At 49.9% G+C, this 26,286-nt stretch carries 18 protein-coding genes and 1 pseudogene; 10 read left to right on the forward strand and 9 right to left on the reverse strand.

Annotation, left to right across the window (positions count from 1 at the left end; genetic code table 11):
• Positions 1–18 precede the first annotated feature (18 nt).
• The gene (locus tag T360_RS15535; RefSeq protein WP_036929626.1) at positions 19–2,058 is read left to right on the forward strand and encodes an OmpA family protein; all 2,040 of its coding nucleotides are present in this window, start codon (positions 19–21) and stop codon (positions 2,056–2,058) included.
• On the opposite strand, the gene T360_RS16095 is transcribed toward T360_RS15535, so the two are convergent.
• From T360_RS16095 to T360_RS15890, 4 genes are read right to left on the reverse strand one after another with little or no spacing between them, the layout of a single operon-like run.
• Complete coding sequence (locus T360_RS16095) at positions 1,970–2,353, reverse strand: DUF5056 domain-containing protein (RefSeq protein ID WP_197019325.1); 384 nt, start codon at positions 2,351–2,353, stop codon at positions 1,970–1,972. The genes T360_RS15535 and T360_RS16095 overlap by 89 nt on opposite strands.
• Complete coding sequence (locus T360_RS0113945; protein ID WP_028913322.1) at positions 2,343–2,885, reverse strand: RNA polymerase sigma factor; 543 nt, start codon at positions 2,883–2,885, stop codon at positions 2,343–2,345. The genes T360_RS16095 and T360_RS0113945 overlap by 11 nt, the downstream gene beginning before the upstream one ends.
• Before the next feature lie 18 nt (positions 2,886–2,903).
• Entirely contained in the window at positions 2,904–3,101 is a 198-nt protein-coding gene (locus T360_RS0113950) for a PspC domain-containing protein (protein ID WP_036929628.1), read from the reverse strand.
• Positions 3,098–3,796, reverse strand: coding sequence for a DUF6249 domain-containing protein (locus tag T360_RS15890; RefSeq protein ID WP_155949594.1), 699 nt, complete (start codon positions 3,794–3,796; stop codon positions 3,098–3,100). Before T360_RS15890 ends, T360_RS0113950 begins: the two co-directional genes overlap by 4 nt.
• 112 nt (positions 3,797–3,908) lie before the next feature.
• On the opposite strand from T360_RS15890, the gene T360_RS15545 reads away from it, so the two are divergent.
• Genes T360_RS15545 through T360_RS0113970 form a run of 3 tightly spaced genes read left to right on the forward strand, consistent with a single transcriptional unit; the run spans position 3,909 to position 6,548 of the window.
• Complete coding sequence (locus tag T360_RS15545; protein ID WP_036929630.1) at positions 3,909–5,183, forward strand: SAM-dependent methyltransferase; 1,275 nt, start codon at positions 3,909–3,911, stop codon at positions 5,181–5,183.
• Between the two features lie 38 nt (positions 5,184–5,221).
• Positions 5,222–6,016, forward strand: a complete 795-nt coding sequence (locus T360_RS0113965; RefSeq protein WP_028913324.1) for a thymidylate synthase — start codon at positions 5,222–5,224, stop codon at positions 6,014–6,016.
• Positions 6,017–6,053: 37 nt separating this feature from the next.
• Entirely contained in the window at positions 6,054–6,548 is a 495-nt protein-coding gene (locus tag T360_RS0113970; RefSeq protein WP_028913325.1) for a dihydrofolate reductase, read from the forward strand.
• Positions 6,549–6,576: 28 nt separating this feature from the next.
• On the opposite strand, the gene T360_RS0113975 is transcribed toward T360_RS0113970, so the two are convergent.
• From T360_RS0113975 to T360_RS0113990, 4 genes are all read right to left on the reverse strand, one after another.
• On the reverse strand, positions 6,577–6,756 hold the full coding sequence (locus tag T360_RS0113975; protein WP_028913326.1) for a tetratricopeptide repeat protein: 180 nt from the start codon (positions 6,754–6,756) through the stop codon (positions 6,577–6,579).
• 23 nt (positions 6,757–6,779) lie between these two features.
• Positions 6,780–7,658 carry a bifunctional methylenetetrahydrofolate dehydrogenase/methenyltetrahydrofolate cyclohydrolase FolD gene (folD, locus tag T360_RS0113980; RefSeq protein ID WP_028913327.1) on the reverse strand — a complete coding sequence of 293 codons (879 nt, stop codon included), beginning with the start codon at positions 7,656–7,658 and terminating at the stop codon, positions 6,780–6,782.
• Positions 7,659–7,738: 80 nt separating this feature from the next.
• Positions 7,739–9,100 (reverse strand): signal recognition particle protein, encoded by a 1,362-nt coding sequence (ffh, locus tag T360_RS0113985; RefSeq protein ID WP_028913328.1) that lies wholly within the window; start codon positions 9,098–9,100, stop codon positions 7,739–7,741.
• A 56-nt stretch (positions 9,101–9,156) separates the two neighbouring features.
• Positions 9,157–9,873, reverse strand: coding sequence for an epoxyqueuosine reductase QueH (locus T360_RS0113990; RefSeq protein WP_036929633.1), 717 nt, complete (start codon positions 9,871–9,873; stop codon positions 9,157–9,159).
• Between the two features lie 189 nt (positions 9,874–10,062).
• Between T360_RS0113990 and T360_RS15550 the strand changes: the two are divergent.
• From T360_RS15550 to T360_RS0114005, 3 genes and pseudogenes are all read left to right on the forward strand, one after another.
• A pseudogene (locus T360_RS15550) lies at positions 10,063–11,133 on the forward strand (PIG-L family deacetylase); the annotation flags it as partial.
• Between the two features lie 26 nt (positions 11,134–11,159).
• Complete coding sequence (locus T360_RS0114000) at positions 11,160–12,773, forward strand: beta-N-acetylhexosaminidase (RefSeq protein ID WP_369793531.1); 1,614 nt, start codon at positions 11,160–11,162, stop codon at positions 12,771–12,773.
• A gap of 20 nt (positions 12,774–12,793) precedes the next feature.
• Positions 12,794–15,049 (forward strand): family 20 glycosylhydrolase, encoded by a 2,256-nt coding sequence (locus tag T360_RS0114005; protein WP_028913331.1) that lies wholly within the window; start codon positions 12,794–12,796, stop codon positions 15,047–15,049.
• 57 nt (positions 15,050–15,106) lie between these two features.
• On the opposite strand, the gene T360_RS0114010 is transcribed toward T360_RS0114005, so the two are convergent.
• Positions 15,107–17,284, reverse strand: a complete 2,178-nt coding sequence (locus tag T360_RS0114010; protein ID WP_028913332.1) for a GH92 family glycosyl hydrolase — start codon at positions 17,282–17,284, stop codon at positions 15,107–15,109.
• Between the two features lie 235 nt (positions 17,285–17,519).
• Here T360_RS0114010 and T360_RS0114015 point away from each other — a divergent pair, with 235 nt between their 5' ends.
• From T360_RS0114015 to T360_RS0114025, 3 genes are all read left to right on the forward strand, one after another.
• Positions 17,520–20,882, forward strand: coding sequence for a SusC/RagA family TonB-linked outer membrane protein (locus tag T360_RS0114015; protein ID WP_028913333.1), 3,363 nt, complete (start codon positions 17,520–17,522; stop codon positions 20,880–20,882).
• A 51-nt stretch (positions 20,883–20,933) separates the two neighbouring features.
• Entirely contained in the window at positions 20,934–22,649 is a 1,716-nt protein-coding gene (locus tag T360_RS0114020; RefSeq protein WP_028913334.1) for a SusD/RagB family nutrient-binding outer membrane lipoprotein, read from the forward strand.
• A gap of 90 nt (positions 22,650–22,739) precedes the next feature.
• The gene (locus tag T360_RS0114025; RefSeq protein ID WP_231488190.1) at positions 22,740–26,267 is read left to right on the forward strand and encodes a family 78 glycoside hydrolase catalytic domain; all 3,528 of its coding nucleotides are present in this window, start codon (positions 22,740–22,742) and stop codon (positions 26,265–26,267) included.
• The last annotated feature ends 19 nt before the right edge of the window (positions 26,268–26,286 follow it).

Genomic DNA, 26,286 nt, shown 5'->3' on the forward strand with positions numbered 1-26,286 from the left:
TTTCGTTTATATAATAGTATGAAGAATTGCGTAGCATATATATATATAATAATGTGTAGTCTGCTGCTTGGCGGTTGCGGAGCAGATCAGGCCGTGAAAAAGGGTGATAAGTTCTGGGCTGTTGGCGAGTATTACGATGCTGCCGAACAGTATCGCAAGGCTTATGCCCAAACACCCAACAAGGAGCGCGACACGCGTGGCAAGCGCGCCATGAAACTGGCCGAGTGCTATCGCCTGCTGAACCACACCAACAAGGCTATCAACGCCTACAAGAATGTGGTGCGCTATCATCAGGACGACTCGCTCACCCACTTGTACTTAGGACAGCTATATATGCGCAACGGCAATTTTAAAGAGGCTGCCAAGCAATTTGCAATTGCAGTAGACAGTTTACAGTTGACAGTGGAGAGTGGAAACCTTAAGTTGGCGAAAGTAGGTTTGGAATCGGCGCAGAAGGCGCCTGAGTGGAAAAAAGAGGGTTCGGCCTATACCGTTAAGAGGATGGACCTGTTTAACTCGCGGCGCGACGACTACTCACCAATGCTGGCAGGCGATGCCGACGATGAGTTGTATTTCACCTCTACACGCAGTCAGGCGCAGGGCGACGAACTCAGCGGCATTACAGGCACCAAGAGTGCCGACATCTTCTACGCACAGAAAGACGAGAAAGGCAAATGGGGCAAACCGCAGGTCATCGCCTCAGAACTGAACTCCGCCTTCGACGAGGGAGCTTGCTGCTTCTCGCCCGATGGCAAGACCATGTATCTGACGCAATGCCAGACTGACCCTAACTATCCGCGCTATGCCCGCATCATGGTATCGCATCGTAGCGATGCCGCCTGGAGCAAGCCTCAAGAGCTCGTCATCCTGCACGACACGCTGTCGAGCTTCGCACACCCAGCCGTGAGTCCTGATGGACAATGGCTCTATTTTGTGAGCGACATGAGTGGCGGACTGGGCGGACTAGACCTTTGGCGCTGCCGCCTGCTCAGCACTACTGAGGTGGGCGCAGTAGAGAATCTGGGTGCCCCCATCAACACCCCTGGCGACGAGATGTTCCCCACCTTCCGCCCCAATGGCGACCTCTATTTCTCATCAAACGGTCACCCTGGCTTTGGCGGTTTGGATGTTTATTTTGCAGCTGACGGCCGCAAAATAAACCATCCAGGCTGGCCGCTGAACTCGCAGGGCGACGACTTTGGCATCACCTTCGAGGGTAAGCGCAATCAAGGTTTCTTCTGCTCTAATCGTGGCGATTTGCGAGGATTCGACAATATCTATAGTTTCTTTAATCCTGAGATAGTACAAACAGTTAAGGGCTGGATATATGAGCAGGATGGCTATGAACTGCCGGCAGCCCAGGTTTATATTGTGGGCAACGATGGCACCAACCTCAAACTGAGCGTCAGGGGCGACGGCTCATTTACACAAGAAATCAAACCGGGTGTTGACTACGTGATGCTGGCCACCTGTAAGGGTTATCTGAATCATCAGGAGCAATTGCGCGTAGAACCGGTAAAGGCCTCGCAAGAGTATGTACTCCAGTTTCCCCTTGCCAACATCTCTGCGCCTGTACTCATCGAGAATATCTTCTACGACTTTGATAAGGCCACGCTTCGCCCAGAGTCGAAAACGGCACTCGACGAACTGGTGGTGCTGCTGAATCAGAATCCCAACGTAACCATAGAACTATCGGCCCATACCGACAGTCGCGGTTCGGATGCCTACAACGAGCGCCTATCGCAGCAACGTGCCGAGAGCGTGGTGGCCTATCTCATTGCCAATGGCATAGCCCCCGACCGCCTTACACCTAAAGGATATGGCGAGAGCCGCCCCAAGCTCATCAAAGCACGTGTGGCCGAGAAATATGAATTCCTCAAGGAGGGTGATGTACTCACAGATGAGTTTATCAACACGCTCCCTGAGGAACAACAAGACATGTGCCACCAGATGAACCGACGCACCGAATTCAAAGTGTTGCGGACAACTTACGGAATGTTTGATAAGGCAGGAAAACCAATACAAAGCCCAGCAGCAGCAAAATCACCCAAGGATTAACCTGTATTTCGGTTGTTGGTGCTGTGAGGAGGAATACCTCCAGGGCATTCAGCAGCATATGCTTTCCACCCGTCATAAAGCCTTCCACGATATTCCATCCGCTGGTAAGCCAGAATATGCCTACTGCCACTATCAGACAGAACAACGTCCACATACGAGCCAAGCATTGCACACGGCTCTCTTTCACCTCTGGCAGATTCATCATCACCCGCTCAGTAAACCCGTTGTCGGCAATCTGCTGTTTCGCAGCCTGCTCAAACAATTGCTTCAACATGATATCATTCTTATCCTCCATATCCATTCTCTCTTAAATAGTCAGTCATTTTTTCCTTTCCTCGCTTCAAGTGCGATTTAACAGTATTCTCAGCAATGCCGGTTATATTGCTTATCTCGTTGATAGCATAGCCATCTATGAGCTGCAGGGTAATACAAGTGCGTTCGTTAGCGGTTAGTAGCGCCATCGCGGCGTGTATGTCCATCTTGATGTTCGAGTCGCCTGCCGATGCTGTCTGGCGCATGGCTGCTGTAGAATCCTCGATATCATCCGTCTGGTGCTTAGCGCGCACCTGATCATAGAACACGTTGTAGGCAATACGCATCAGCCAGGTAGAGAAACTCGACATGGCACGAAACTTACTAAGATTCACGTAGGCCTTAATAAATGTTTCTTGCGCCAAGTCGTCGCTCAACTGCTCATCGCCCAGCGTCTGGTTCAGAAAGAACCTACGCACAGGCGACTGATACTTCCTTACAAGCTGGTCGAAAGCATGCTTGTTGTGAAGCACCGTCACCTGTTTTACTAGAGCTATATCGCTGATACTTGCCATCTTCAACTTTTCAACTCTTCAACGTTCAAGCAGATTCCTCTCTGGCATTACAATCCAGCAAATGATATAGAATATCACTCCACTAAAACATGTGCAGACTGTAAGAAAAGCATAAGCCAGACGAACCATCACAGGATCAAAATCAAGATACTCTGCAATTCCGCCGCAGACACCTGCTATCACTCTGTCGTTAGAGCGCATTAACTTCTTGTTCATAATTCTTCGTTTTTAGTGTTATTATCAAAAGTATTGTTCATATTCTTCAGATCATCAGCCTGCTTACGCTCCTGGCGCGCAATGACATACTTACCAAGTCCGATAAAGAACACCAGCGCACCGATACCGAAGCCCAGATCGCCCATGATGATACCCAGGAAGATGGCCAGTCCCACGCCTGTAAACATCTGTCGGATGCCGGCATTATAGCTTGTGCTGTCCCAGTCGTCGTTCTTACTGTCCTTCAGCAGCGCATCGGGTATAGGCTGTCCGTTCTTGATAGCCATTTCGGCCAGACGGTACTTCTCTTTGCGGTTGCGATTAATAAAGTAGAACACCAGCAGTACCAGGATAACGGGCAACAGGAATCCTACACATACGATAGCCAGGATAGGTATCAGCATGCCCATAAAGGCAGCGCCGTCCATATCTCCAAAAATTCCACTAACCACACGCTCAGCGTCTTCGCCCTCGTAAACCACGTGGTGGCTGTAGCCGCTGTGGTTGTCGTTGTCGTCAGCGTTGGCGTTGTTAGTAGCAGTAGTGTCCGAGTATGCCTCGATGGCATCTTGGTTGTGCTTTACTGTATCGCTCACCTGCTCAGTGCGAGGCGTGTGGCGATGCTTTTGTGCTATTGCACTTGTGCTAGAACTAAGTGCGAGCACCATGGCGATTGCGATTAAATACTGTTTCATATCCTCTTTGTTTTTAAATTCTACATCTTTTTGACGTTACAAATCAATAATTAGTTGCAAAGATAGCGTTTTTTCTCAGATTTTTTTTAATTTTGCCACAAAATTCAAATCCATGGTCAATTTACCAGCCGATTTTGTAAACGAGACACGCCGTATCATGGGCGATGAGCGCTTCAACCGCTATCTTGGTGCATTCGATGAGGATGCGCCCGTTTCTATTCGTGTGAATAGGCGAAGAGTGGGTGATGGATTAAAGGTGATGGGTGATGGTGGCAACCAGGTGCCTTGGTGCGAAGAGGGCTTCTATCTTGCTGACAGACCACAGTTCACCTTCGATCCCCTACTCCATGCCGGATGCTACTACGTGCAGGAAGCCGCCTCAATGTTCGTCACCCACATGCTGAGGACAGTTTACAGTGGACAGTTTACAGTTCATAGTAATCATACCTCTCACCTCTCAGTTCTCAACTCTCAACTCGCCCTTGACCTGTGTGCGGCACCTGGAGGCAAATCTACGGCTCTGCGCCATGAACTGCCCGACAACTGCGTGCTTGTGAGCAACGAGCCCATGAACACACGTGCACAGATTCTGTTGGAGAACGTCACCAAATGGGGCGGTGCTAATCATATAGTCACCAACAACTACCCGCGCGATTTCCGCAAGGCTAAACTCAAATTTGATTTTATTTTGTGCGATGTGCCCTGCTCAGGCGAAGGCATGTTTCGTAAGGATCCTGCTACCATCAGCGAATGGAGTCAGCAGCACGTAGAAAAATGCTGGCAACTGCAGCGCGAGATTGTGGCCGACGCTTGGGAATGCTTGAATCCTGGCGGTATATTAATATATAGTACGTGTACATTTAATACAAAGGAGAACGAAGAGAATATCCAATGGATACTCGACAACTACGAGGCCGAAGTGCTCGATATCCCTGTTGACCCAGCATGGCACATCACAGGTTCGCTGCTGCCAGGCTTCAGTCAGCCCGTGTATCGTTTCATCCCCGGCATCACCCGTGGCGAGGGCCTCTTCGTTTGCGCCCTGCGTAAGAAAGTGGACAATGGACAGTTGACAGTTAACAGTTCTTCCAAAAACTCTCCACTTTCCACTATCCACTCTAAACTGAAGGTGCTCGAGGCCGAATTGCCAACAGGCAGCAGCAAGGTCGATGTCGACTTCCCTACTGCGCTGCAATACCTGCGCGGCGAGGCATTGGTGCTGCCCGCCGACACCCCGCGCGGCATCGTCACCATTACCTATCAGGGGCAACCACTTGGTCCTGCTAAAAACATCGGCAACCGCGCTAATAACCTCTACCCCAAACCTTGGCGCATCAAGAGCACCCACCTGCCCAGCGAAGCACCAAAAGTGATAGAAAAAATGTAAATATTTAATGTTTAATGTTTAATGTTTAATCTACATAAATGAAGCAGTATTTAGACATCCTGAACCGCATCCTGACTGAGGGCACCCAGAAGGGCGATCGCACAGGTACTGGCACCATCAGTATTTTTGGCACTCAAAGCCGCTACAACCTCGATGACGGTTTCCCCTTGCTTACCACCAAGAAACTGCACCTCAAGTCAATCATCTATGAGCTACTGTGGTTTCTCAAGGGCGACACCAATGTGAAGTATCTGCAGGAGCACGGTGTACGTATCTGGAATGAATGGGCCGATGAGAATGGTGAGTTAGGTCCGGTTTATGGTCATCAATGGCGCTCATGGCCCGACTATGCCGGTGGCACCATCGACCAGATACAGTATGTACTCGATCAGCTGAAGAACAACCCCAACTCGCGCCGTATGATAGTATCTGCCTGGAATGTGGCCGAAGTAAACAAGATGGCCCTACCTCCCTGTCACACGATGTTTCAGTTCTATGTGGCCGACGACCGTCTTTCGCTGCAACTCTACCAGCGCTCAGCCGATACGTTTCTAGGCGTACCATTCAATATCGCCTCTTATGCCCTGTTGTTGCAGATGATGGCACAGGTAACTGGGTTTAAGGCTGGCGACTTTATTCACACCACTGGCGACACACACCTCTATCTGAATCACATCGAACAGGCCAAGCTACAGCTCACTCGTGAGCCTCGCCCCCTGCCGAAGATGAAGCTCAATCCTGATGTGAAGAGCCTTTTCGACTTCCGTTTCGAGGATTTCGAACTCGAGGGATATGATCCTCACCCCCACATCAAAGCCGAAGTGTCCGTTTAATTGAGAAGTGAGAACTGAGAATTGAGAATTGAGAGGTATGATTACTATTATAGCAGCGGTGGCAGAGAATAGAGCCATCGGATTCCAGAATAAACTCATCTATTGGTTACCCAATGATCTGAAGCGTTTCAAGGCACTCACCACGGGCCACACGATCATTATGGGCCGCAACACTTTTCTGTCGCTACCCAAAGGTGCCCTACCCAATCGTCGCAATATCGTATTGAGTCGTAGCGTTTCGCAATTTCCCGGTTGCGACGTCTATCCTTCACTCGAAGAGGCTCTGAAAAACTGTGCCCAAGATGAAGATGTTTATATCATTGGTGGGGCTAGCGTCTATGCACAAGCCTTACCAATAGCCGACCGCCTCTGCCTGACAGAGGTTCACGACACACCTCAACATGCCGACACCTTCTTCCCTCCTTACGATGAAGGCTGGCAAGAAGAGATGCGCGAAGAGCACGAAACCGACGAACGCCATGCTCAACGCTATGCCTTCGTTGATTACGTACGCAAAAATCTTATCAAATAAATAAATGAATAATCCCTGAGTTCTGAACTCAGGGATTATACATATCTTTGCAATAGAAAGCCATGATATCATCAAGCATGCGCTTAGCCTCGACGGCAGGACTGTCGGGATCCAGTTCAATAGCTTTGATATAGGCATTGATAGCCTCATGCCACAGTCCTTGTTTGCGAGCGGCATTGCCCTGCTGATAATATTCTTCGGCCGTCATAATTATCAATTGTCAATTAAATACTATTTATAGTATTCCTTCTTTCCTGCAGCCAGGGTATTCTTCATCAGCGAGCAGATGGTCATAGGACCAACGCCACCAGGCACAGGAGTGATAAACGAGCACTTAGGCGAAACCTCGTCGAACTTCACATCGCCGTTCAAGCGGAAACCGCTCTTACGTGTAGCATCAGGAACACGAGTGGTACCTACGTCAACAATCACAGCACCATCCTTCACCATGTCGGCAGTCACAAAGTCGGGCTTACCAATAGCGGCAATGATGATGTCGGCCTCGCGGCACTCTTCCTTCAGATTCTTAGAGTGCGAGTGGCACACGGTAACGGTAGCATCGCCATACTGCTTCTGCATCATGAGCTGCGCCATAGGCTTGCCCACAATATTAGAACGACCCAGCACCACACACTTCTTACCACTGGTCTCGATTCCATAGCGCTTAAGCAGGGTGATGATACCAAGTGGGGTTGCAGAAATGAAGCAAGGAAGACCGATGGCCATGCGTCCCACATTGATGGGATGGAAACCATCTACATCCTTGCGATAATCGATAGCCTCGATAATCTTCTGCTCGTCAATGTGCTTAGGCAAAGGCAACTGAACGATGAAACCATCCACATCCTCGTCCTTGTTGAGCTTATCAACACAAGCCAGCAGCTCTGCCTCCGAGATATTATCCTCGAAACGGATGAGCGTGCTCTTGAAGCCACATGCCTCACAAGCCAACACCTTGTTTTTAACGTAAGTTTCTGATCCGCCATCATGGCCTACCAATACGGCTGCCAGATGGGGCTGCTTACCACCATTGGCAACAATCTCTTTTACCTCTTCAGCAATCTCGGCCTTGATAGCCGCTGCTGTTGCTTTTCCGTCAATCAGTTGCATTGTTTAGAATTAAAATATTTAAGAATTGAAAGATTGAAGTTTCAAAGCCGCATGACTTCAATTTTTCAACTTTTCAATTTTCAGAACTTCGGCATACCACCACGAGCTTTCATGGCAGCGGCCATCTGAGCCATCTTCGAAGTATTAAGACCAGTAACCATCTTCATCATCTTGCGAGTCTGTTCAAACTGCTTCATCAAGCGGTTCACATCGTCGAGTTTTGTGCCTGAACCAGCAGCGATACGGCGGCGACGGCTCTGATTGATGATATCAGGATTAGCACGCTCTTTAGGAGTCATCGAATTGATGATAGCCTCAATGCCCTTGAAAGCGTTGTCGTCGATATCAAGATCCTTAATCTGTTTGCCTACACCAGGCAACATGCCTGCCAGTTCCTTGATGTTACCCATCTTCTTAATCTGCTGGATCTGACCCATAAAGTCATCGAAGTCGAACTTATTCTTGCGAATCTTCTTTTCGAGCTCACGTGCCTGCTTCTCGTCAAACTGCTGCTGTGCACGCTCTACCAGCGATACCACGTCGCCCATACCAAGAATTCGGTCGGCCATACGGTCGGGATGGAACACGTCGATAGCATCCATCTTCTCACCAGTACCAACGAACTTAATTGGTTTAGTAACTACGGTACGGATAGAGAGGGCAGCACCACCACGAGTGTCACCATCAAGCTTGGTAAGGATAACACCATCAAAATCCAAACGATCGTTGAACTCCTTGGCAGTATTGACAGCATCCTGACCAGTCATTGAATCGACTACGAAAAGCGTCTCGTTAGGATTGACGGCCTTCTTCAGGGTCTCAATCTCCTGCATCATTTCCTCGTCAACAGCAAGGCGACCTGCAGTATCGATAATCACAACATCATTGGCCTTCGACTTGGCCTCCTGAATGGCATGATTAGCAATCTCAACCACATTCTTGTTGTCTGGCTCAGTATAAACGGGTACACCTACACTCTCACCAACCACCTTCAACTGCTCGATAGCAGCAGGACGATACACGTCGCAGGCTACCAGCAGAGGCTTCTTGTGCTGACGCTCCTTAAGCAGCTTGGCCAACTTACCGCTGAATGTAGTCTTACCAGAACCCTGCAGACCCGACATCAGGATGATGGCAGGAGCTCCAGCGCGGCCCTCTACTTTCAGTTCGGCAGCTTTTCCGCCCATCAGTTCAGCCAGCTCGTCGTGAACGATCTTCACCATCAACTGACTAGGCTTCACAGCTGTGAGCACATTCATACCCAGCGCCTTCTGCTTTACAGTATCAGTAAATGATTTGGCAACCTTATAGTTTACGTCGGCGTCCAACAAGGCGCGACGTACGTCTTTCAGTGTTTCGGCGACGTTAATCTCGGTGATTTTTCCTTCACCTTTCAGAATCTTAAACGAACGCTCTAGTCTATCACTTAAATTCTCAAACATATTACTTATTATTTTTAGGGCGCAAAGTTACAATAAAAAACTGACACGCCCAAATTTTACTCGCCGATTTTAGCATTTTCTTTCATTTCAGCAGGCTTGTTACGCATACTGAACTCGCAGCCGCAATACTGCTGATTGTAAAAACAGAACTCCTTGAGCAGTTGATTACGGCGCTCATAAAGTCCACCTTTACGCCAGTTCTGAGACCAGTAGTGACATTGAACTTTGAACTTTGTAATCGACCTCTGGTCGCTTGCCACCGAAGGGATGCAAGAACTTTGATCATTAACGGCTTTTTCGGCCAGTTCGCCGGCTCGATTTATCTGGTCCAGGCTCTTCCAACGGGATGATGCCAGCGTGGTGGTAAAATATGGGATACCAAGCTCTTGCGCCTTTTTGGCGGCAGCGGTTAGACGAAGAACGAAACAGCGCTCGCAACGACGACCACGCTCAGGTTCTTTCGCCATTTCATTCTGAAAGCGCCCCTCTGGGTCGAGCGCACCTTCCAACCCACACACGCCTTGCAACCATGAATCGTGGTCGTAATCACCATCAATCCATTGCAGTCCTAAGCTCTCCGCGTGGCGCTTACTCTCTTGTTTTCTAATCTCGTATTCTTCTCTGGGCCAGATATTTGGGTTAAAATAATAAATCACAGGTCTAACATCATTAGACAGCATCCATTCGACAATAGCGCTCGAACACGGCGCACAGCAAGCATGCAATAGCACGCTTGTCAGTCCTTCGGGTTTTTGTATAGCGGGTTGTTTCATCGGGTGCAAAATTACACATTATTATTGTTAATCTTCATAAATTTCGCTTTTATTTCGCATAAAATGCGTAACTTCGCACACAGAAATTTTACTTTACTACAATTATAACGTTTATTGACAATGATGAATTTAAATCTAACTAACAGTATCCAGATGCCTAATCATGAGCTTAGACGTCAGGTTATTGCATTATGTGAGAAAGTGGAAAAACCACTATTAAAGTTGTCTACAAAAGACTACGTAGAAAATGGACTGGGACATTTAGTAGAACAATTTGAAGACCAAGCAGGTTTGGTGAACATCGAGGTATTCAACGAACTTCAGCACACCATCACCGGATGGCCTGGTGGTAAGCCAAACGTTGATGACAGCACTCGTCCTGAGCGCGCCACTCCATACCCTAAGCGTGTGATTGTATTCTCGCCACACCCCGACGACGACGTTATTTCTATGGGAGGAACTATTCGCCGACTGATGCAGCAGCATCACGACGTGCATGTGGCTTACGAGACATCGGGCAACATTGCTGTGGGCGACGAAGAGGTGCGCCGATTCATGCACTTCATCAACGGATTCAACACCATATTTGCTAATGGTAGCGACGAAGTCATCAAGCATTCATACCAGGCTGTTAAGGCATTCCTGAACGGCAAAAAGGAGGGTGATCTAGACAACGAACAGATTCTGCGACTGAAAGGACTGATTCGTCGTGGCGAGGCCCGTCTGGCTTGTGAGTACAGCGGCATCGACAGTAAGCACATACACTTCCTCGACCTCCCCTTCTACGAGAGTGGTAAGATTGAGAAGTTGCCTATGACCGAGGCCGACGTAACACCTATCATCGCCCTGCTCGACGAGATTAAGCCTCACCAGATTTATGTGGCTGCCGACCTGGCCGACCCTCATGGCACTCATCGTAAGTGTACCGACGCCGTACTGGCTGCCATCGACGAGCACAAGAAAGCCGGTTCGGAGTGGCTCAAAGACTGTCGCGTATGGATGTACCGCGGTGCCTGGGCTGAGTGGGATGTGGCCGACATCGAGATGTGCGTACCTATGAGTCCTGAGGAGCTGCGCGAGAAGCGTAACGCTATTCTGCGCCATCAGAGCCAGATGGAGAGTGCACCTTTCTTGGGTAACGACGAGCGCCTGTTCTGGCAGCGTGCTGAGGACCGCAACCGCGAGACAGCCAAACGCTACGACAACCTCGGACTGGCTTGCTACGAGGCTATGGAGGCCTTCGTAGAGTACAAATTCTAAACAAGAAAGCAAACTTAACGAACAATATGAAGACTATAAACATGAATTTCAAAGGAATGGTGTTAACAGCACTCATCTCGTTAGGCTCAATGACAGCTGCGGCTGGCGAGCCTGCCAACTACAACGTGGTACCACTGCCACAGTCGATCCAGATGACCAAGGGCGCTGCCTTTGAGCTGGATGCCAACGTGCAGATTCTGGCACCAGCCGAACTGCAACAGGAGGCAGAGTTCTTGAAACAATACCTCAAAGAGGTGGCAAAGCTCGACCTGTCTATCGCCAGCAAACGTGCCAAGAAGGTGCGCTACATCGAGTTGGCCGTATCGCCAAAGGTTACTGCCAAGGAAGGTTACGTGCTGAATATCAACCAAAAGGGCATCACCCTTCAGGGAGGTTCTGCCGCTGGTGTTTTCTACGGCATCCAGACGCTGCGTAAGGCTGTGAACGAGGGCACTACCATGCCTGCAGCCACCATCGCCGACGCACCTCGCTTTGGTTATCGTGGTATGATGCTCGACTGCTCACGTCATTTCTGGAGCGCCGACTTCGTCAAGAAGTTCATCGACCTGCTGGCTATGCACAACATGAACATCTTCCACTGGCATCTGAGCGACGACCAGGGTTGGCGCATTGAGATCAAGAAGTACCCACTGCTCACCACCATCGGCTCGCAGCGTACAGGTACCATCCTTGGCACCAACTCCGACCTCGACGACGGCATCCCCCACGGTGGGTTCTACACCCAGCAGGAGGCGCGCGAGATTGTGAAGTATGCACAGGAGCGCCATATCACCATCATCCCTGAGATTGACATGCCTGGACACATGCTAGCAGCGCTGGCTTGCTACCCAGAACTGGGTTGCACAGGCGGCCCATACGAGGTAGGTCACTACTGGGGTGTTTACACCGATGTGCTCTGCGTAGGCAATCCAAAGGTATATGAATTCGTTGAGGGTGTACTGGCTGAGATCATGGATATCTTCCCATCGGAGGTGATTCATATCGGTGGCGACGAGACTCCAACCGTGAAATGGGAGGCTTGTCCTAAGTGCCAGACTCTGGGCCTGAGCAAGGATCAGTTGCAGGCACACTTCACACAGAAGGTGTTCGACTTCCTGACTGCCCACAAGCGTCGCGCCCTGGGATGGGACGAGATTCTGGACGGTTGTCCGAAGGACGCTATGATTATGTCGTGGCGCGGCAGTGAGCCAGGTGCAAAAGCAGCCGAAGCTGGTCACGACGTAGTGATGTCACCTACATCACACTGCTACTTCGACTATCTGCAGTCTAAAGAGGCACAGTTTGAGCCTTCGCGTTGCGGTGGCTTCATTCCTGTAGAAAAAGTGTACTCACTGGAACCAGCTCCCGAGTCGTTCTCGGCCGAGGCCAAGCAGCACATCTTAGGTGCACAGGCCAACCTCTGGTCTGAGTATCTGCTCACCGAGGGTCTGGTAGAGTATCAGGCCCTGCCACGTATGGCGGCCCTGTCAGAAGTACAGTGGACCCAGCCCGAGTTGAAGGATTTCGAAGCTTTCAAGGAGCGACTGACACGTCTGACATCCATCTACGAGCATTACAACTACAAGTATGCCAAGCACCTCTGGCCTGAGCGCCAGTTGCCAAGTCGCTGGCAGTTCTAAAAAAGCAATTTAAACTTTTTATGAAGAAGATTACCACATTATTTATATTATGTATCCTGAGCCTGGGCATCCAGGCTCAGGTTAACTTAGTACCTAAGCCCCAAAAAATTTCGGTGGCTGAAGGAAAGTATAACCTGCCACAGCAGCCCACCATCGCTTATGCTTCAGGTGCACTGAAGCCTGCTGCTGAGTTCCTGCAAACCAGCCTGCACCGTTACGTATCGGTAAACGCTGCGTTGGTGCCAGGCAAAAAAGGCGATATCCGTATCATCACCAAGAAGGGACTGGCCAAGGATGGCTATCAGCTGAACATCACAGCTGCCGGCATCGAGATTGCGGCAGCCAACTACAGCGGTACCCTCTCGGCTATTGCTACGCTGAATCAGTTGCTGTTGCAGAGCGATACGCCTATCAAACTCAGTCAGCTGAGCATCACCGATGCCCCACAGTATGGCTGGCGCGGATTCCACCTCGACGCCTCTCGCCACTTCTGGGATGTAGAGGAGGTAAAAGAGGTGCTCGACCTGATGGCGCTCTACAAATTGAACCGTTTCCACTGGCATCTGACCGATGATCAGGGCTGGCGTATTGAAATCAAGAAGTACCCCTTGCTGACTGAGAAGGGTGCCTGGCGCACCTATAACAACCAGGATAGCGTTTGTCTCCGACTGGCTGCACGCGAGGACAATCCCGACCTGCTGATTCCCGCTAAACGCAAGCGTGTAGAGCATGGCGACACGCTCTATGGCGGCTACTACACACAGGAGCAGATTCGCGACGTGGTGGCTTATGCCAAACAGCGCGGTATTGAGATTGTGCCTGAGATTGACATGCCTGGCCATTTCCTGAGCGCTATCGAGAACTACGAGGGACTGGCTTGTTTCCCCACCATTGGTTGGGGCGAGGTGTTCACCACCCCACTCTGCCCAGGTAAGCAGAAGGTGCTCGACTTCTGTAAGGATATCTGGAACGAAATCTTCCAGCTGTTCCCTTACGAGTATGTACACGTAGGCGGCGATGAGGTGCGCAAAGACACCTGGAAGGAATGCCCCGACTGTCAGAAGCGTATCAAAGATCTCAAACTGAAGAACGAGGAAGAACTGCAGTCGTGGTTCATCCATCAGATGGAGGCCTATATCAATAAGAACGGTCGCAAGATGATGGGTTGGGACGAGATTCTGGAAGGCGGACTCTCAAAGACAGCTACCGTCACCTGGTGGCGCACTTGGGTGCCCGATGCCCCTCTGCAGATAACAGCTCAGGGCAACGACGTGGTGTTCTGTCCTGGTGCCCCCATGTATTTCTCGCAGGCTGAAGAGAAAACCAGCATGCGCAGCGTTTACGAATATGACAAGGAAATGCTGAAAGGCATGAATGCCAAGCAGAAGCAGCACGTAATTGGCGTGCAGGGCAACATGTGGTGCGAGTATATCCCTACCCGCGAGCGCCTGCTGTTCCAATATTTCCCACGCATCTTAGCACTCTCTGAATTGGCATGGACCAAGCCCGAGCTGAAGGACTACGACCAGTTCTATAGTCGCTTACCCCAGCAGTTTGCCATGCTCCACAAGCTGAATGTGCCTTTCCGCACACCAAGTCTGGATGGCATCTATCGTGTGAATGCATTCACCAACGAGGGCACGATGGCTGTGAGCTGTGCCGACCCTCTGGCTACCGTACGCTATACCACCGACGGCAGTTTCCCCAATAAGAACTCGCAGTTGTATAACGGTCCTGTAAAGATTGACGAGACCACCCTCTTCACCCTGCGCACTTTTGCGCCTAATGGACAGGCTGGTGAGATGATCAAGGCCGACTTCATCAAACAGGGACTGCTGGAGCCTGTTAAGGTTAATGCTTCGAAACTGACACAGGGATTGAATGCCGCCTGGTATAACTATCGTGGCGAGAAATGCGCCCAGATTCACAAGGCACCATTCAAGGGTAACTATCCCGTAAACGACGTGGTGATTCCTGAGAACGTAAAAGGCAACATAGGTCTGATTACGACTGGTTACCTGCGTGTGCCTGAGGATGGTGTATATACCTTCTCGCTGATGAGCGACGACGGCAGCTGGCTGAAGATTGATGGCAACATGGTGGTTGACAACGACCGTCCACAGAGTCCTCACGAGGAAGTTAGTCAGCAGGCGCTGAAAGCTGGTCTGCACAAGATAGAGGTTCGCTACTTTGATAGCAACGGCGGTATGCTTCGCCTCTGGGTGTTCGACACCAAAGGTAAGAAGATGCAACCTACCGACATCTACTTCAAATAAACAAGAAATCCCGCTCAACACTGAGCGGGATTCTTTTTTTATGATGATAGTTCCGTATTAAGGACGGTTCTTGGGTTGTGTGCCCCAGCTAGAGGGTTTGTTACCCATCTCGAGTTCGAGAACACCACCATTCACGATATCCTTATGCATCAGATACGACTTAGCGTAAGGCTTACCGTTGAGCTTGACACTCTGAACATAGATATTCTCCTTGCTGTTGTTGTTGGCCTTTACGGTAAAGGTCTTACCACCGCCAACATTCACCTTAGCCTCGTTGAAGAGTGGACTGCCAATGATGTACTTACCACCAGCAGGCTCTACCTGGTAGAGACCCAGTGACGACATCACATACCAAGCCGACATCTGACCTACATCCTCATTGCCCGACAAACCATCGAAATCATTGAAATAAAGCTCCTTCATAGTCTGGCGCAGCAACTTAGCAGCCTTCCAAGGCTGACCTACGTAGTTATACATATATAATATATGGTGACTAGGCTCGTTGCCGTGAGCATACTGACCAATCAAACCAGAGATATCAGGTGAAGCCTCGGCACCCATATCGCCACTCACGATGAAGAGAGAATCGAGTTTCTCAACAAAGCGCTTCTCGCTGGGGAACATGCTAACCAGTCCGTGCACATCGTGAGGCACCAGCCAGGTGTACTGCCAGGCATTACCCTCAGTATAGTCGTCGGCCGTGTGAACACTCTTGAAGGGATTGAAGGGCTCATGGAAACTACCATCGCTACCACGACCACGCATAAACAGCGTCTTGCGATCGAAATAGTTCTTGTAGCCGCGACTACGGTTGTAGAAGTACTTGTAATCAGCCTTCTTGCCCAACAACTTAGCCACCTTAGCGATACAGTCATCAGCAAGCGCATACTCCAAGCCCTTGGCTACAGTCTGGAAGGTAGAGTCCTTATCGTAAGGCAGATAGCCATACTTCTTCAGCAGATCCATGCTGCGCTCATCCAGCATAGCCGAAGTCTTCATAGCATTAAAGGCAGCCTCCTTATCAGTTACAAAACCTTTCAGCACCATATCGGCCAGCACGGCAGCACCAGGGTTGCCCACCATACAGTCGGTCTCGTTACCCATCAGATGCCATACAGGCAGTTTGCCCTGCTGCTCAAAGATATGCAGGAAAGTAGCAGCCATATCCTTCTGCTTCTCAGGATGAATGAGCGTCATCAAAGGATGAGCCGCACGATAGGTATCCCACAGCGAGAAGGTGGTGTAATTGGTAAAGTCGCCATGATGCACCTTACCATCAGCACCACGATAGTTGCCTGTTACATCGCTGAATACTGAAGGAGCAGTCATGGTGTGATAAAGCGCTGTATAGAAGATGGTACGAACGGTATCGTCGTCGGTATCTACATCTATCTTGCCCAACTCGTCGTTCCAAGCCTCGTCGGCAGCAGCCACAGCAGCCTTGAAGTCCCAACCAGCCAGTTCAGCCTTCAAATTGGCCTTAGCATCCTCAACGCTAACGGCTGATATACCGCACTTTACCATCACAGGCTTAGAGATATCCTCGAAAGTGACCACCATCACGGTATCGCCCACCTGCTTCTTCACCTTAACAGGTGTAGAGAACTCAGCAGCGAAGAACACATGCTGGTTGCGCGCCCACCCCGACGACTGGCGGAAACCAGTAATCATTGTAGGACTCTCTACGTTGAAAGCACTCTTACGCCAGTTGTCCCAACCTGTACCCTGACGCAGGTCGATACGCAGCATACCCTTCTGTGTGTCGGCACCAAAAGTGTAACGATGGAAACCTACGCGCTTGGTAGCTGTCAGCTCAACGAACACGTTGGGCTGCTGCAAGCGGATGGCATAGTAGCCAGGACGAACTGTCTCGTTGGCATGCGAGAACTTGGTTTCGGTAGCACAGCAATGAGCCACTGGCAGGAAACCGATATCACCCAGATCGCCGATACCTGTACCACTCAGGTGGGTATGACCAAAGCCAACCAGCACCGAGTCGCTGATGTGATAGCCCGAACACCAATCCCAACCCTGGGTGTGCTCAGTAGGACCAACCTGTACCAGTCCGAAGGGAACGTTAGCACCAAGAAATACGTGACCATGCCCACCTGTACCAATCCAGGGGTTCACGTAGTTAGTAAACTTGTTTTTGTGTTGGCAAGCATCTGCCGCCATCATGTGGCCAGACGCAAAAGTCATGGCCATCGCCAGAAATAAACTATAAATTTTTCTCATAAATAATATAGGTATATTAGTATTTGCGTGACAAAATTAATAAAATCAAACCTATTACACCACAGAATGCAAGTTAATTAGGTCAAATTAACTCAAATTAACCTAAAAGTCTTGTTTATTTGTATAATTATGTTTAAGTTTGCACACGTTTTATAACTATAATTACTATTCAAAAATTAAAACCAACAACATGAAAATGGGAAATTACTCTCTTTGCTCTCACCTGAGAGCGTGTATGATGGCCATTTGTCTGCTTTTTGCAGCAGTTGTCAATGCACAGAATGTTACGGTTAAGGGTAACGTAAGTGACCAGAAAGGTGACCCAATTATTGGTGCCACTATTAAGGCCGAAGGAACCCAGACCGGAACGGTTACAAACTATGATGGTGACTTCACCATCTCTTGCCGCAATGGTGCTACGCTGAGCGTTAGCTACATTGGTTTTGCCACAAAACAGGTGAAAGCCGAGGCAGGAAAAGTACTTAACATCATTCTTGAGGAAGAAGCTACTACCCTGAACGAGGTGGTTGTAACAGCTCTTGGTATCAAGAAAGACCAGAAGAAACTGGGTTACGCCATCAGCTCGATCAACAGTGATGAGCTGATCAAGACTGGTGCTTCTAACTTCGCATCAGCCCTGTATGGTAAGGCTCCTGGTGTTCGCATCCAGTCGGCTCCTGGTGGTAACACATCTGCTGTATCTATTTCGGTACGTGGTATGTCGTCAATCACCGGTAACACCCAGCCTCTCATCGTTATGGACGGTGTGCCCATCCACAATGGTAACACCAACAACGAGGGCTACTGGGACAACCAGCGTATCCGCTCTAACGGTCTGATCGACATCAACCCCGAGGACATCGAGAACATCTCAATTCTGAAGGGTGCTGCCGCTTCTGCACTGTACGGTTCTGAGGCTGCCAACGGTGTTGTGATGATCACCACCAAGAAGGCTGCCAAGGGTACAGGTACACGTGTTGACTTCAGCGCTAACGTTAGCTGGGATAAGATTGCCTACATGCCTGACATGCAGACAGAGTTCGGTCCTGGTTACGACAACTGGGTACTGGGTAACGACAATCAGGAAGCTCTGACTGGTATGCGTAATGTTTATGTTGACCGCAATGGTAATACCATCACCACTCCACGTGCTGCTTACTATTCTTACGGTCCACGCTACGATGGCAGAGAGGTAACCTATTTCGATGGTACCAAGCGTCCATACGCGCCTATCGGTGGCAACCAGTGGAACGAGGTATTCCGCACTGGTTTCAACCAGAACTACAACGTAGCTATCACCAACAGCTCTGAGCGTAGCAACATCCGCTTCTCGTACAACTTCAACGATTCGAAGCCCATGCAGTATAACTCTGCAAACCACAAGCACAACTTCAACCTGAATGGTACATTCGATATCACCAATACCATCAAGTTGAACTACACCGCTACTTATCAGAAGCAGTACATCAAGAACCGTCCTTATCGTATCAGCCGTCTGGTACAGAACTACTCTGGTATGTTCGGTAGCTTCACCGACGTGAAGTACATCCGCGAGCACACCATGACCAGCCTGGGCTATATGAATAGCGTTTATGCAGCTAACGGCGGTACCACCAACACACTGACTCCCGACGAGCAGTTCCTTTACAGCCCAATGGGTTCGACATCGCTGATTAGCGAGTACTTCTGGAACATCATGGGTAAGGAGCAGATCGAGGATCACCAGCGTTTCATCGGAAGCATCAACCCAACTTGGGAGATTATTCCTGGTCTGACACTCGGCGCACGTGTTGCTACCGACCTGACATCGGATAAGATTGAGAACATGAACCGCGCAGAGAATGCTCACATCTTCTCTACCAACGGACAGTATAGCGATGCTTACGCACTGGAGAACAGCAAGTACGAGATTGTTTACGGTGACGTGATGCTGAGCTTCGACAAGACATTTGCTGACATCCACAACGTACAGGCTAACTTCGGTTACAACGCACGTCAGGAGACATACTACATGTCGAACGTTAGCACTAGCCAGGGTCTGAGCCAGGAGAACTGGTTTAACCTCGCTGCATCTGTAGGTACTAAGAATGCCAACATGAACAAGCAGGATCTGCTGCGCACAGGTATGTTCCTGACCGCCAGCTACGGCTTCGACAACTGGGCATACATCGAGGGTACCATCCGTAACGAGAAGACCTCTACCCTGAAGAAGGGCAACAACTCTTTCTGGTATCCATCAGCCAGTGCCAGCATCCTCTTCACAGAGCTGATGAAGGACAGCAAGCCTTCTTGGTACGACTATGGTAAGATTCGCGCTTCTTACGGTGTCGTAGGTAACGCTCCTGAGATTTACCGCGCTAACTTGGCTTACAGCCAGGGCAACCTGCAGCACGGCGACAACTATGTATATAACTACATGGGTACATCAGTAGGTAACGAGAGCATCAAGCCTGAGAAGAAGTACGAGTTCGAGATTGGTCTCGAGAGCAAGTTCTTCAACAACCGCTTAGGTTTCGAGTTCTCTTACTACCATAATGATATCAAGGACCAGATCCTGCAGACTACTTCTGCCTACTCTATGGGTGCTCAGAGCATGCTGATGAACGTAGGTGAGCTGACTAACTCTGGTGCTGAGTTCAGCATTTATGGAACTCCATTCATGAATAAGGACTGGCGCATCGACCTGCGTGCTAACATCGCCGTTAATAAGAATAAGGTGAAGAAGCTGGCCGATGGTCTGGATGTTCTCTCACACGCTAACTGGGATAACGGTGCTGCTACCCTCGAGTCACACGTTGGTGAGCCTATGGGTGACTTCTACACATACACATGGAAGACCGACGAGAACGGTAACCGTATCGTAGGTGAGGATGGTCTCTACATCACTGATACAGCTGAGCGTCATAAGGTAGGTAACGCTATGCCTGATGCTGTTGGTGGATTCGCAGCTTCTATCAGCTACAAGAACTTCACCCTCGACATGAACTTCGACTACCGCATCGGTGGCGACGTTATCAACCAGCCTTGGCAGTACTACATGGATACCGGTATCATCAAGGATGCTGTTGGTGCACGCGACTACCAGAGTGGCGGTCTGTTCTACTACAGCACAACTGAGAATGTTGACGATAAGGCCAGCATCGTACGTGTAGATCCTTCAGAGGTTCCTAACTACAAACGTGGCGAGACCAAGATCAATGGTCACTATGTATGGGACAATGGTGTTATCCAGAAGGGTGTAAAGGAGGATGGTACTCCTAACGACATCATCACAACCCAGTTCGCTATCAACGACATGCAGTATGGTTGGGGTACCAGCGCCACACAGAGCTATCAGGAGGCTATCCAGAAGAATAGCTATGTGAAGTGCCGTGAGATCAGCCTGTCATACCAGCTCCCAGTTTCACTGACCAAGCGTTTCGGCTGCAGCAACCTCACAGTATCTGCATTTGCACGTAACCCATTCTATCTCTATCGCTCACTGAAGCTGTTCGATTCAGAGACTACTGATGGTACTAACTGGATCTATCAGGCACAGGTTGGTGGTTCAACTGCCAGCGCCCGCACATTCGGTGTTTCACTCCGTGCAAGCTTCTAACTACATGGATACTAAAGAGCATTTGAAACTAATTAAAAGATTATAAGTTATATGAAAAAGATATTTTTATCTGTCTTTGCTGCTCTGGGCCTGATGACTCTCGTATCTTGCTCTGATTCGGACTTCAACGAGAAGTATGCAGATCCATCAAAGACAACAACAGTAAGCGTTCCACAGGTGTTCACTGGCGTGCTTGATGCCGGTAACCGCTGGATGAACCTTGATTATTGGCGCTATTACACACAGTCAAGCACTTCTGGCTGCTTCTCAGGTGTAATTGGTAATGCTAATGGCCGCGGTCGTTTCCGTGGTGCCAGTGAGGGATATTTCAATATCCGTTGGCAGGATTTCTATAACATGCTGACTCAGTATCGTGTGCTGGAGGATACATACAACAACCTCTCCGACGACGAGAAAGAGGCTAACAAGATTTTCTTACTCCTGGGTCGTACCATCATGCAGGCTCAGCTCCACGAGGTACTCTCTATCTGGGGTGATGCCCCCTACTCTGGTGCTGGCACACTGTGGAAGACTGGTAACTACGATGCCGCTAAGGCTTCTGCAAAATATGATGATGACGTGCAGATCTACAAGCAGATTCTGACCGACCTGAAGGAGGCTGGCGATTTCTTTGCTGCTGGCAACCTGAATGCTGCTGGTGTTGCAGCTCTGGCTCGTCAGGACTTCAGCTCTGCTGCTGGTTCTGTTGACATCTGGCAGCGTTATGTTAACTCACTCCGTCTGCGCATCGCCCTGCACCTGGCTACCAATGGTGACCTGACTGCCGACGCTAAGAGCGCTATCCAGGAAATTCTGAGCAATCCTACTCAGTATCCTCTAATCGAGAGCAATGATCAGAACATCGGTGTGAACGGTGATACCGCTACCGACCACTTCAACTATGGTAAGGGTGTTTCTCAGGCTTTGGCTGGTAGCTCTATGGCTGCTGGTTCACAGGCTATGCTCGACGCCATGAACGTGCCTGCTAACGGTGTGCCCGATGAGAATACCGACCCACGTCTGGCTGCTGTTTATGACTGCAACCCCGACAACGAGTATATTGCTTACGACAACTCACTCACCAGCAGCGAGATTGACAACATCGCCGATGAGAAGAACAAGGAGTATATTGAGCGTGGTATCACCACCTCTAATTACTACTGCCGCATCGACACCATCGCCTTCACTGGTTGGAAACAGTATCAGGGTAACTTTAACCTGAATGGTACTTGGATCAACGCTGCCGAGGTTGCACTGAGCAAGGCCGAGGCTTACCTGATGGGTTACGGTGTGGCTGCCAACGAGGCTGCTGCTAAGGAGAACTTCATCAAGGGTGTAGTACTCTCTAACGAATACTACTGGAACATGAAGACCACTTCTTCACTCTACAAGAAGGGCAACGACTCTTACTATGGATTCCGTGAGCTCATTGTTCCTACAACTGCCGACTTTGAGGCTTATGCCAATAAGATCTGGAAGGCCACTCAGGAGTGCGTAGCTACTCAGCTTTGGCTGAACTTCAGCTTCCTGAACGAGCTCGAGGCTTGGAACGTGAACCGTCGTACTGGATTCCCCAACGTGAAGTTTGCTAAGGATACTCAGATGGCTGACTATCCTACTCCTCCAAACCGTCTGCCTTACCCAAGCGACGAGTTGAACTTCAACAAGGACAACTGCGAGGCTGCTAAGGCTATCAACTACTCAGAGAGCACTGGTTACTACACCAACCTCTTCTGGGCAAAGCAGACTTACTATTCTCTCTATTAAAAAATAGAAAGAATCACAATAATTATCCCGAGCCCCTTGCGGGGTTCGGGATTTTTGTTTATCTTTGCAGCGATAAACCCAAAAACAAAAATGAAAAGACTACTTTTACTATTTATCGGACTGATGGCCTTCTGGCATGCTTATGCCGGAAAGCAAGTGATGAATCGTGTGGTGGTGGCTTATGTCACCGCTGGTACTAACGACGTTCCCGACCCAACGTTGATGACGCATATCAACTATGCGTTCGGAACAGTGAACAAAACCTTTAACGGTGTGGATATCCAGAACCCTACCCGACTGCGGATGATTGCTGGTTTGAAACAACAGAATCCGGAACTGAAAGTGCTACTGTCGATCGGTGGGTGGACAGCTGGCCGATTCAGTGAGATGGCTGCCACCAAACAAACACGCGGTGCTTTTGCTAAGGACTGCAAGCGCATTGTGGATGAGTTCGGACTGGACGGTATCGATATCGACTGGGAATATCCTTCCTCGAGCGAAGCTGGTATCTCTTCCTCGCCCGACGATATCGACAACTTCACACTGCTGATGAAAAACCTGCGCCGAGAACTGGGCAAGAATAAACTGTTGACCATTGCCACCATCTGCACAGCAAAATACATCGACTTCAAGAAGTGCTTACCCTATCTCGACTTGGTGAATGTGATGTCGTACGACATGAGCGACCCAAACCACTATCACCACGCTGCTCTCTACCCCTCGCCTATCTCGGGCTATTGCACAGGCTCTGAGGCTGTAGAGGCTCACCTGAAGGCAGGCGTTCCCAAGGAGAAACTGGTGATGGGTATGCCATTCTATCAGAAAGGTCGCCGCCAAGACCCAGGTGTGGATTCATACCTGAAGACAGGCATCCTGCCCGTTGGCTATAGTCACCAATGGCACGATGTAGCCAAGGCCGACTATATCGCTAACGAAAAAGGTGAGTTCGTATGGGCCATCGAGACCACGCGTTCATTAGGTGCCATCTGTCAGTATATCCTCGACAACAATCTGCGTGGCGGAATGTATTGGGAGTATGCCAATGATCGTACGGGCGCATTCAGCACCCAGCTCAGTGAGATGCTGCTGCAGCGCCAAACTACCATCGGTCAGAAGACCAAAGCCCTTGATGCTACTCTTTGGAACAAATCTGTATGGATTTCGGCTGCCAATGCTCCCATCGCCAAAGGACGTGCCGACCAGATCAAACGAGCTGCCGACGGTGCCAGTTGGTTTGTATCTACCATCAAGAACAACAAGCCTGTGACATCTGCCAAATGGATGACAGCAGGATTAGGTGTTTACGAACTTTATCTGAACGGCCACCCCGTTGGCCAGGAAATTCTGAAGCCCGGCTTTACGCATTACGCCAAAACCAAGCGCTCGTTTACCTACGATATCACAGCAGCCTTCAAGTCAGAGGCTGGCAGTGAGAACACCCTCGCAGTCCAGGTAACCCCAGGCTGGTGGGCCGACAAGATTATCACCCCTGGTGAGCACGACGGCATGATTGGTAAGAAATGCGCTTTCCGCGGCGTGCTCGAACTGACCTTTGCTGATGGTACTAAACAGTATTATGGTACCAACCAGCAGGATTGGAAGGCAGGCATCGCCGGACCTGTAAAGCATGCCAGCATCTTTGATGGTGAGGAATACGATGCCCGCGAGTTGCCTGGCTATGCCACCTTAGAAAAACTTTCTACTCCAGAAATAAATACCGAGTTTAATGGTGACATCCTGCCCTCTGAGGGTGCTGAGATTTACCTGCGCCGCGACTTGGCTATCAAACCCGTCAATGCCTATATCTGGCAGGGCGTTACTGGTGAACAGAATGCCCAAGAGCAGAAGCAAACAGAATATGGTAAGGTAATCATCAAGCGCAACTACAAGCAGGGCGACATTATGACTCTGAATCCTGGTGAGACACTTGTCATCGACTTCGGCCAGAACACCTCAGGTGTACCAGCATTCTCATTCAAGGCTCAAGAAGGAACCGTGCTCACTTGTCTGCCAGGCGAGATTCTGAACGACGGCAATGGAGCAGAGAGCCGCGGTATGGACGGTCCCGAGGGTAGCGTGCATCGCCGCAACCTCCGTATTCAGGATACTGGTGTGCGTATCAACTACACCTTCGGCAACAATGATAGTTTTGTGAGCTATTATCCTCACTGCACCTTCTTCGGCTATCGCTATATCTCGGTGACAGCTACCGACCAGGTGGAAATTCAGGAAGTAAAATCGCTGCCTGTTACCTCTATCGCCCAGAGATTGGAAATCGGCACCATCACAACAGGTAACGAACTCGTCAATAAGATTATCTCGAACACCCTTTGGGGCCAGCGTTCCAACTACCTCTCAGTACCTACCGACTGTCCGCAGCGTGATGAACGACTGGGATGGATGGCCGACACGCAGGTATTTGCCGAGGCAGGTACTTACTTTGCCAATACCAACGGATTCTTCCACAAATGGACCCGTGATGTGCGCGACTCGCAGAGTGAGACAGGTGGATACCCTGGTGTGTCGCCTATCGCACAGTATGGTAACGAGACCATGCGATTAGGTTGGGCCGATGCTGGCGTCATCGTACCTTGGACCGTTTGGAAGCAGTTTGGCGATAAGACCATCATCGATGAGAACTGGCAGGCCATGGAGCGCTTTATGAACCATATCAACGAAACGAAGTATGACCACCAAGCACTTATCAAGGAGAACGGCAACTATCAGTGGGCCGACTGGTTGAGCTATGAACCATTGGAAAGCTGTACCAACCTAGCTTTCGATGAACACTGGAAACCACTGCCCGATGCCGTCAACTATTGGAACTATCTGAGTGCCTGCTACTGGCAGATAGATGCCGAAATGATGCGTGACATGGCTTTGGCAACAGGTCGTGATGCCACCAGATATCAGCAGATGGCAGAGGCTGCTCAGACTTATCTGAAAGCACAGTTTCTGGATAAGGATGGCAACTTCAAGACAGCCATCCTGAACACCATGCAGACCCCTGCCCTCTTCGCGCTGAAGAACCATCTGGTAGAAGGCCCCGCCAAAGAGCGCACCATCCAGCGCCTGCGTGAGAACTTTGCTACTCACGACAACTGTTTGCAGACAGGTTTCTTAGGTACCAGTATTCTGATGGCTACCCTCACAGAGAATGGTATGGCAGATATCGCCTACGAGCTGCTCTACCAGCGTAAGAACCCCAGTTGGATTTACTCTATCGACAATGGTGCTACCACCATCTGGGAACGTTGGAACAGCTATCGCCGCGATACAGGTCTTGGTCCTAACGGTATGAACAGCTTTAACCACTATGCCTACGGCGCTGTGTGCGAGTGGATTTGGGAAACTGCTGCCGGCATCTCTGCCGACACCAAGACGCCAGGTTTCAAGCATATCATCATGAAACCCGTACCCGACAAGCGCTTAGGTTTTGTGAAAGCCGAATATCAGTCGGCAGCCGGTATGATTAAGAGTGAGTGGCGATACGAAGGTGATGAGTGGCAGTGGGACTTCAGTATTCCTGCAGGCGCCTCGGCCACCGTTACCCTGCCTGGCGAGACAACTGCCAAGGAATATTCAAGTGGCACCTACCACATACAAAAGAAACTCTAATAAAAAAAGAATCTCCTCC

Source organism: Prevotella sp. MA2016, from assembly GCF_000619825.1.
Taxonomy (GTDB): Bacteria; Bacteroidota; Bacteroidia; order Bacteroidales; family Bacteroidaceae; genus Prevotella.

What these genes read in the sequence shown, in the direction of transcription:
- T360_RS15535 (WP_036929626.1), top strand. Translation starts at nt 19, where the DNA reads ATGAAGAATTGCGTAGCATATATATATATAATAATGTGTAGTCTGCTG.
- T360_RS16095 (WP_197019325.1), bottom strand. Translation starts at nt 2,353, where the DNA reads ATGGAGGATAAGAATGATATCATGTTGAAGCAATTGTTTGAGCAGGCT.
- T360_RS0113945 (WP_028913322.1), bottom strand. Translation starts at nt 2,885, where the DNA reads ATGGCAAGTATCAGCGATATAGCTCTAGTAAAACAGGTGACGGTGCTT.
- T360_RS0113950 (WP_036929628.1), bottom strand. Translation starts at nt 3,101, where the DNA reads ATGAACAAGAAGTTAATGCGCTCTAACGACAGAGTGATAGCAGGTGTC.
- T360_RS15890 (WP_155949594.1), bottom strand. Translation starts at nt 3,796, where the DNA reads ATGAAACAGTATTTAATCGCAATCGCCATGGTGCTCGCACTTAGTTCT.
- T360_RS15545 (WP_036929630.1), top strand. Translation starts at nt 3,909, where the DNA reads ATGGTCAATTTACCAGCCGATTTTGTAAACGAGACACGCCGTATCATG.
- T360_RS0113965 (WP_028913324.1), top strand. Translation starts at nt 5,222, where the DNA reads ATGAAGCAGTATTTAGACATCCTGAACCGCATCCTGACTGAGGGCACC.
- T360_RS0113970 (WP_028913325.1), top strand. Translation starts at nt 6,054, where the DNA reads ATGATTACTATTATAGCAGCGGTGGCAGAGAATAGAGCCATCGGATTC.
- T360_RS0113975 (WP_028913326.1), bottom strand. Translation starts at nt 6,756, where the DNA reads ATGACGGCCGAAGAATATTATCAGCAGGGCAATGCCGCTCGCAAACAA.
- folD (WP_028913327.1), bottom strand. Translation starts at nt 7,658, where the DNA reads ATGCAACTGATTGACGGAAAAGCAACAGCAGCGGCTATCAAGGCCGAG.
- ffh (WP_028913328.1), bottom strand. Translation starts at nt 9,100, where the DNA reads ATGTTTGAGAATTTAAGTGATAGACTAGAGCGTTCGTTTAAGATTCTG.
- T360_RS0113990 (WP_036929633.1), bottom strand. Translation starts at nt 9,873, where the DNA reads ATGAAACAACCCGCTATACAAAAACCCGAAGGACTGACAAGCGTGCTA.
- T360_RS0114000 (WP_369793531.1), top strand. Translation starts at nt 11,160, where the DNA reads ATGAAGACTATAAACATGAATTTCAAAGGAATGGTGTTAACAGCACTC.
- T360_RS0114005 (WP_028913331.1), top strand. Translation starts at nt 12,794, where the DNA reads ATGAAGAAGATTACCACATTATTTATATTATGTATCCTGAGCCTGGGC.
- T360_RS0114010 (WP_028913332.1), bottom strand. Translation starts at nt 17,284, where the DNA reads ATGAGAAAAATTTATAGTTTATTTCTGGCGATGGCCATGACTTTTGCG.
- T360_RS0114015 (WP_028913333.1), top strand. Translation starts at nt 17,520, where the DNA reads ATGATGGCCATTTGTCTGCTTTTTGCAGCAGTTGTCAATGCACAGAAT.
- T360_RS0114020 (WP_028913334.1), top strand. Translation starts at nt 20,934, where the DNA reads ATGAAAAAGATATTTTTATCTGTCTTTGCTGCTCTGGGCCTGATGACT.
- T360_RS0114025 (WP_231488190.1), top strand. Translation starts at nt 22,740, where the DNA reads ATGAAAAGACTACTTTTACTATTTATCGGACTGATGGCCTTCTGGCAT.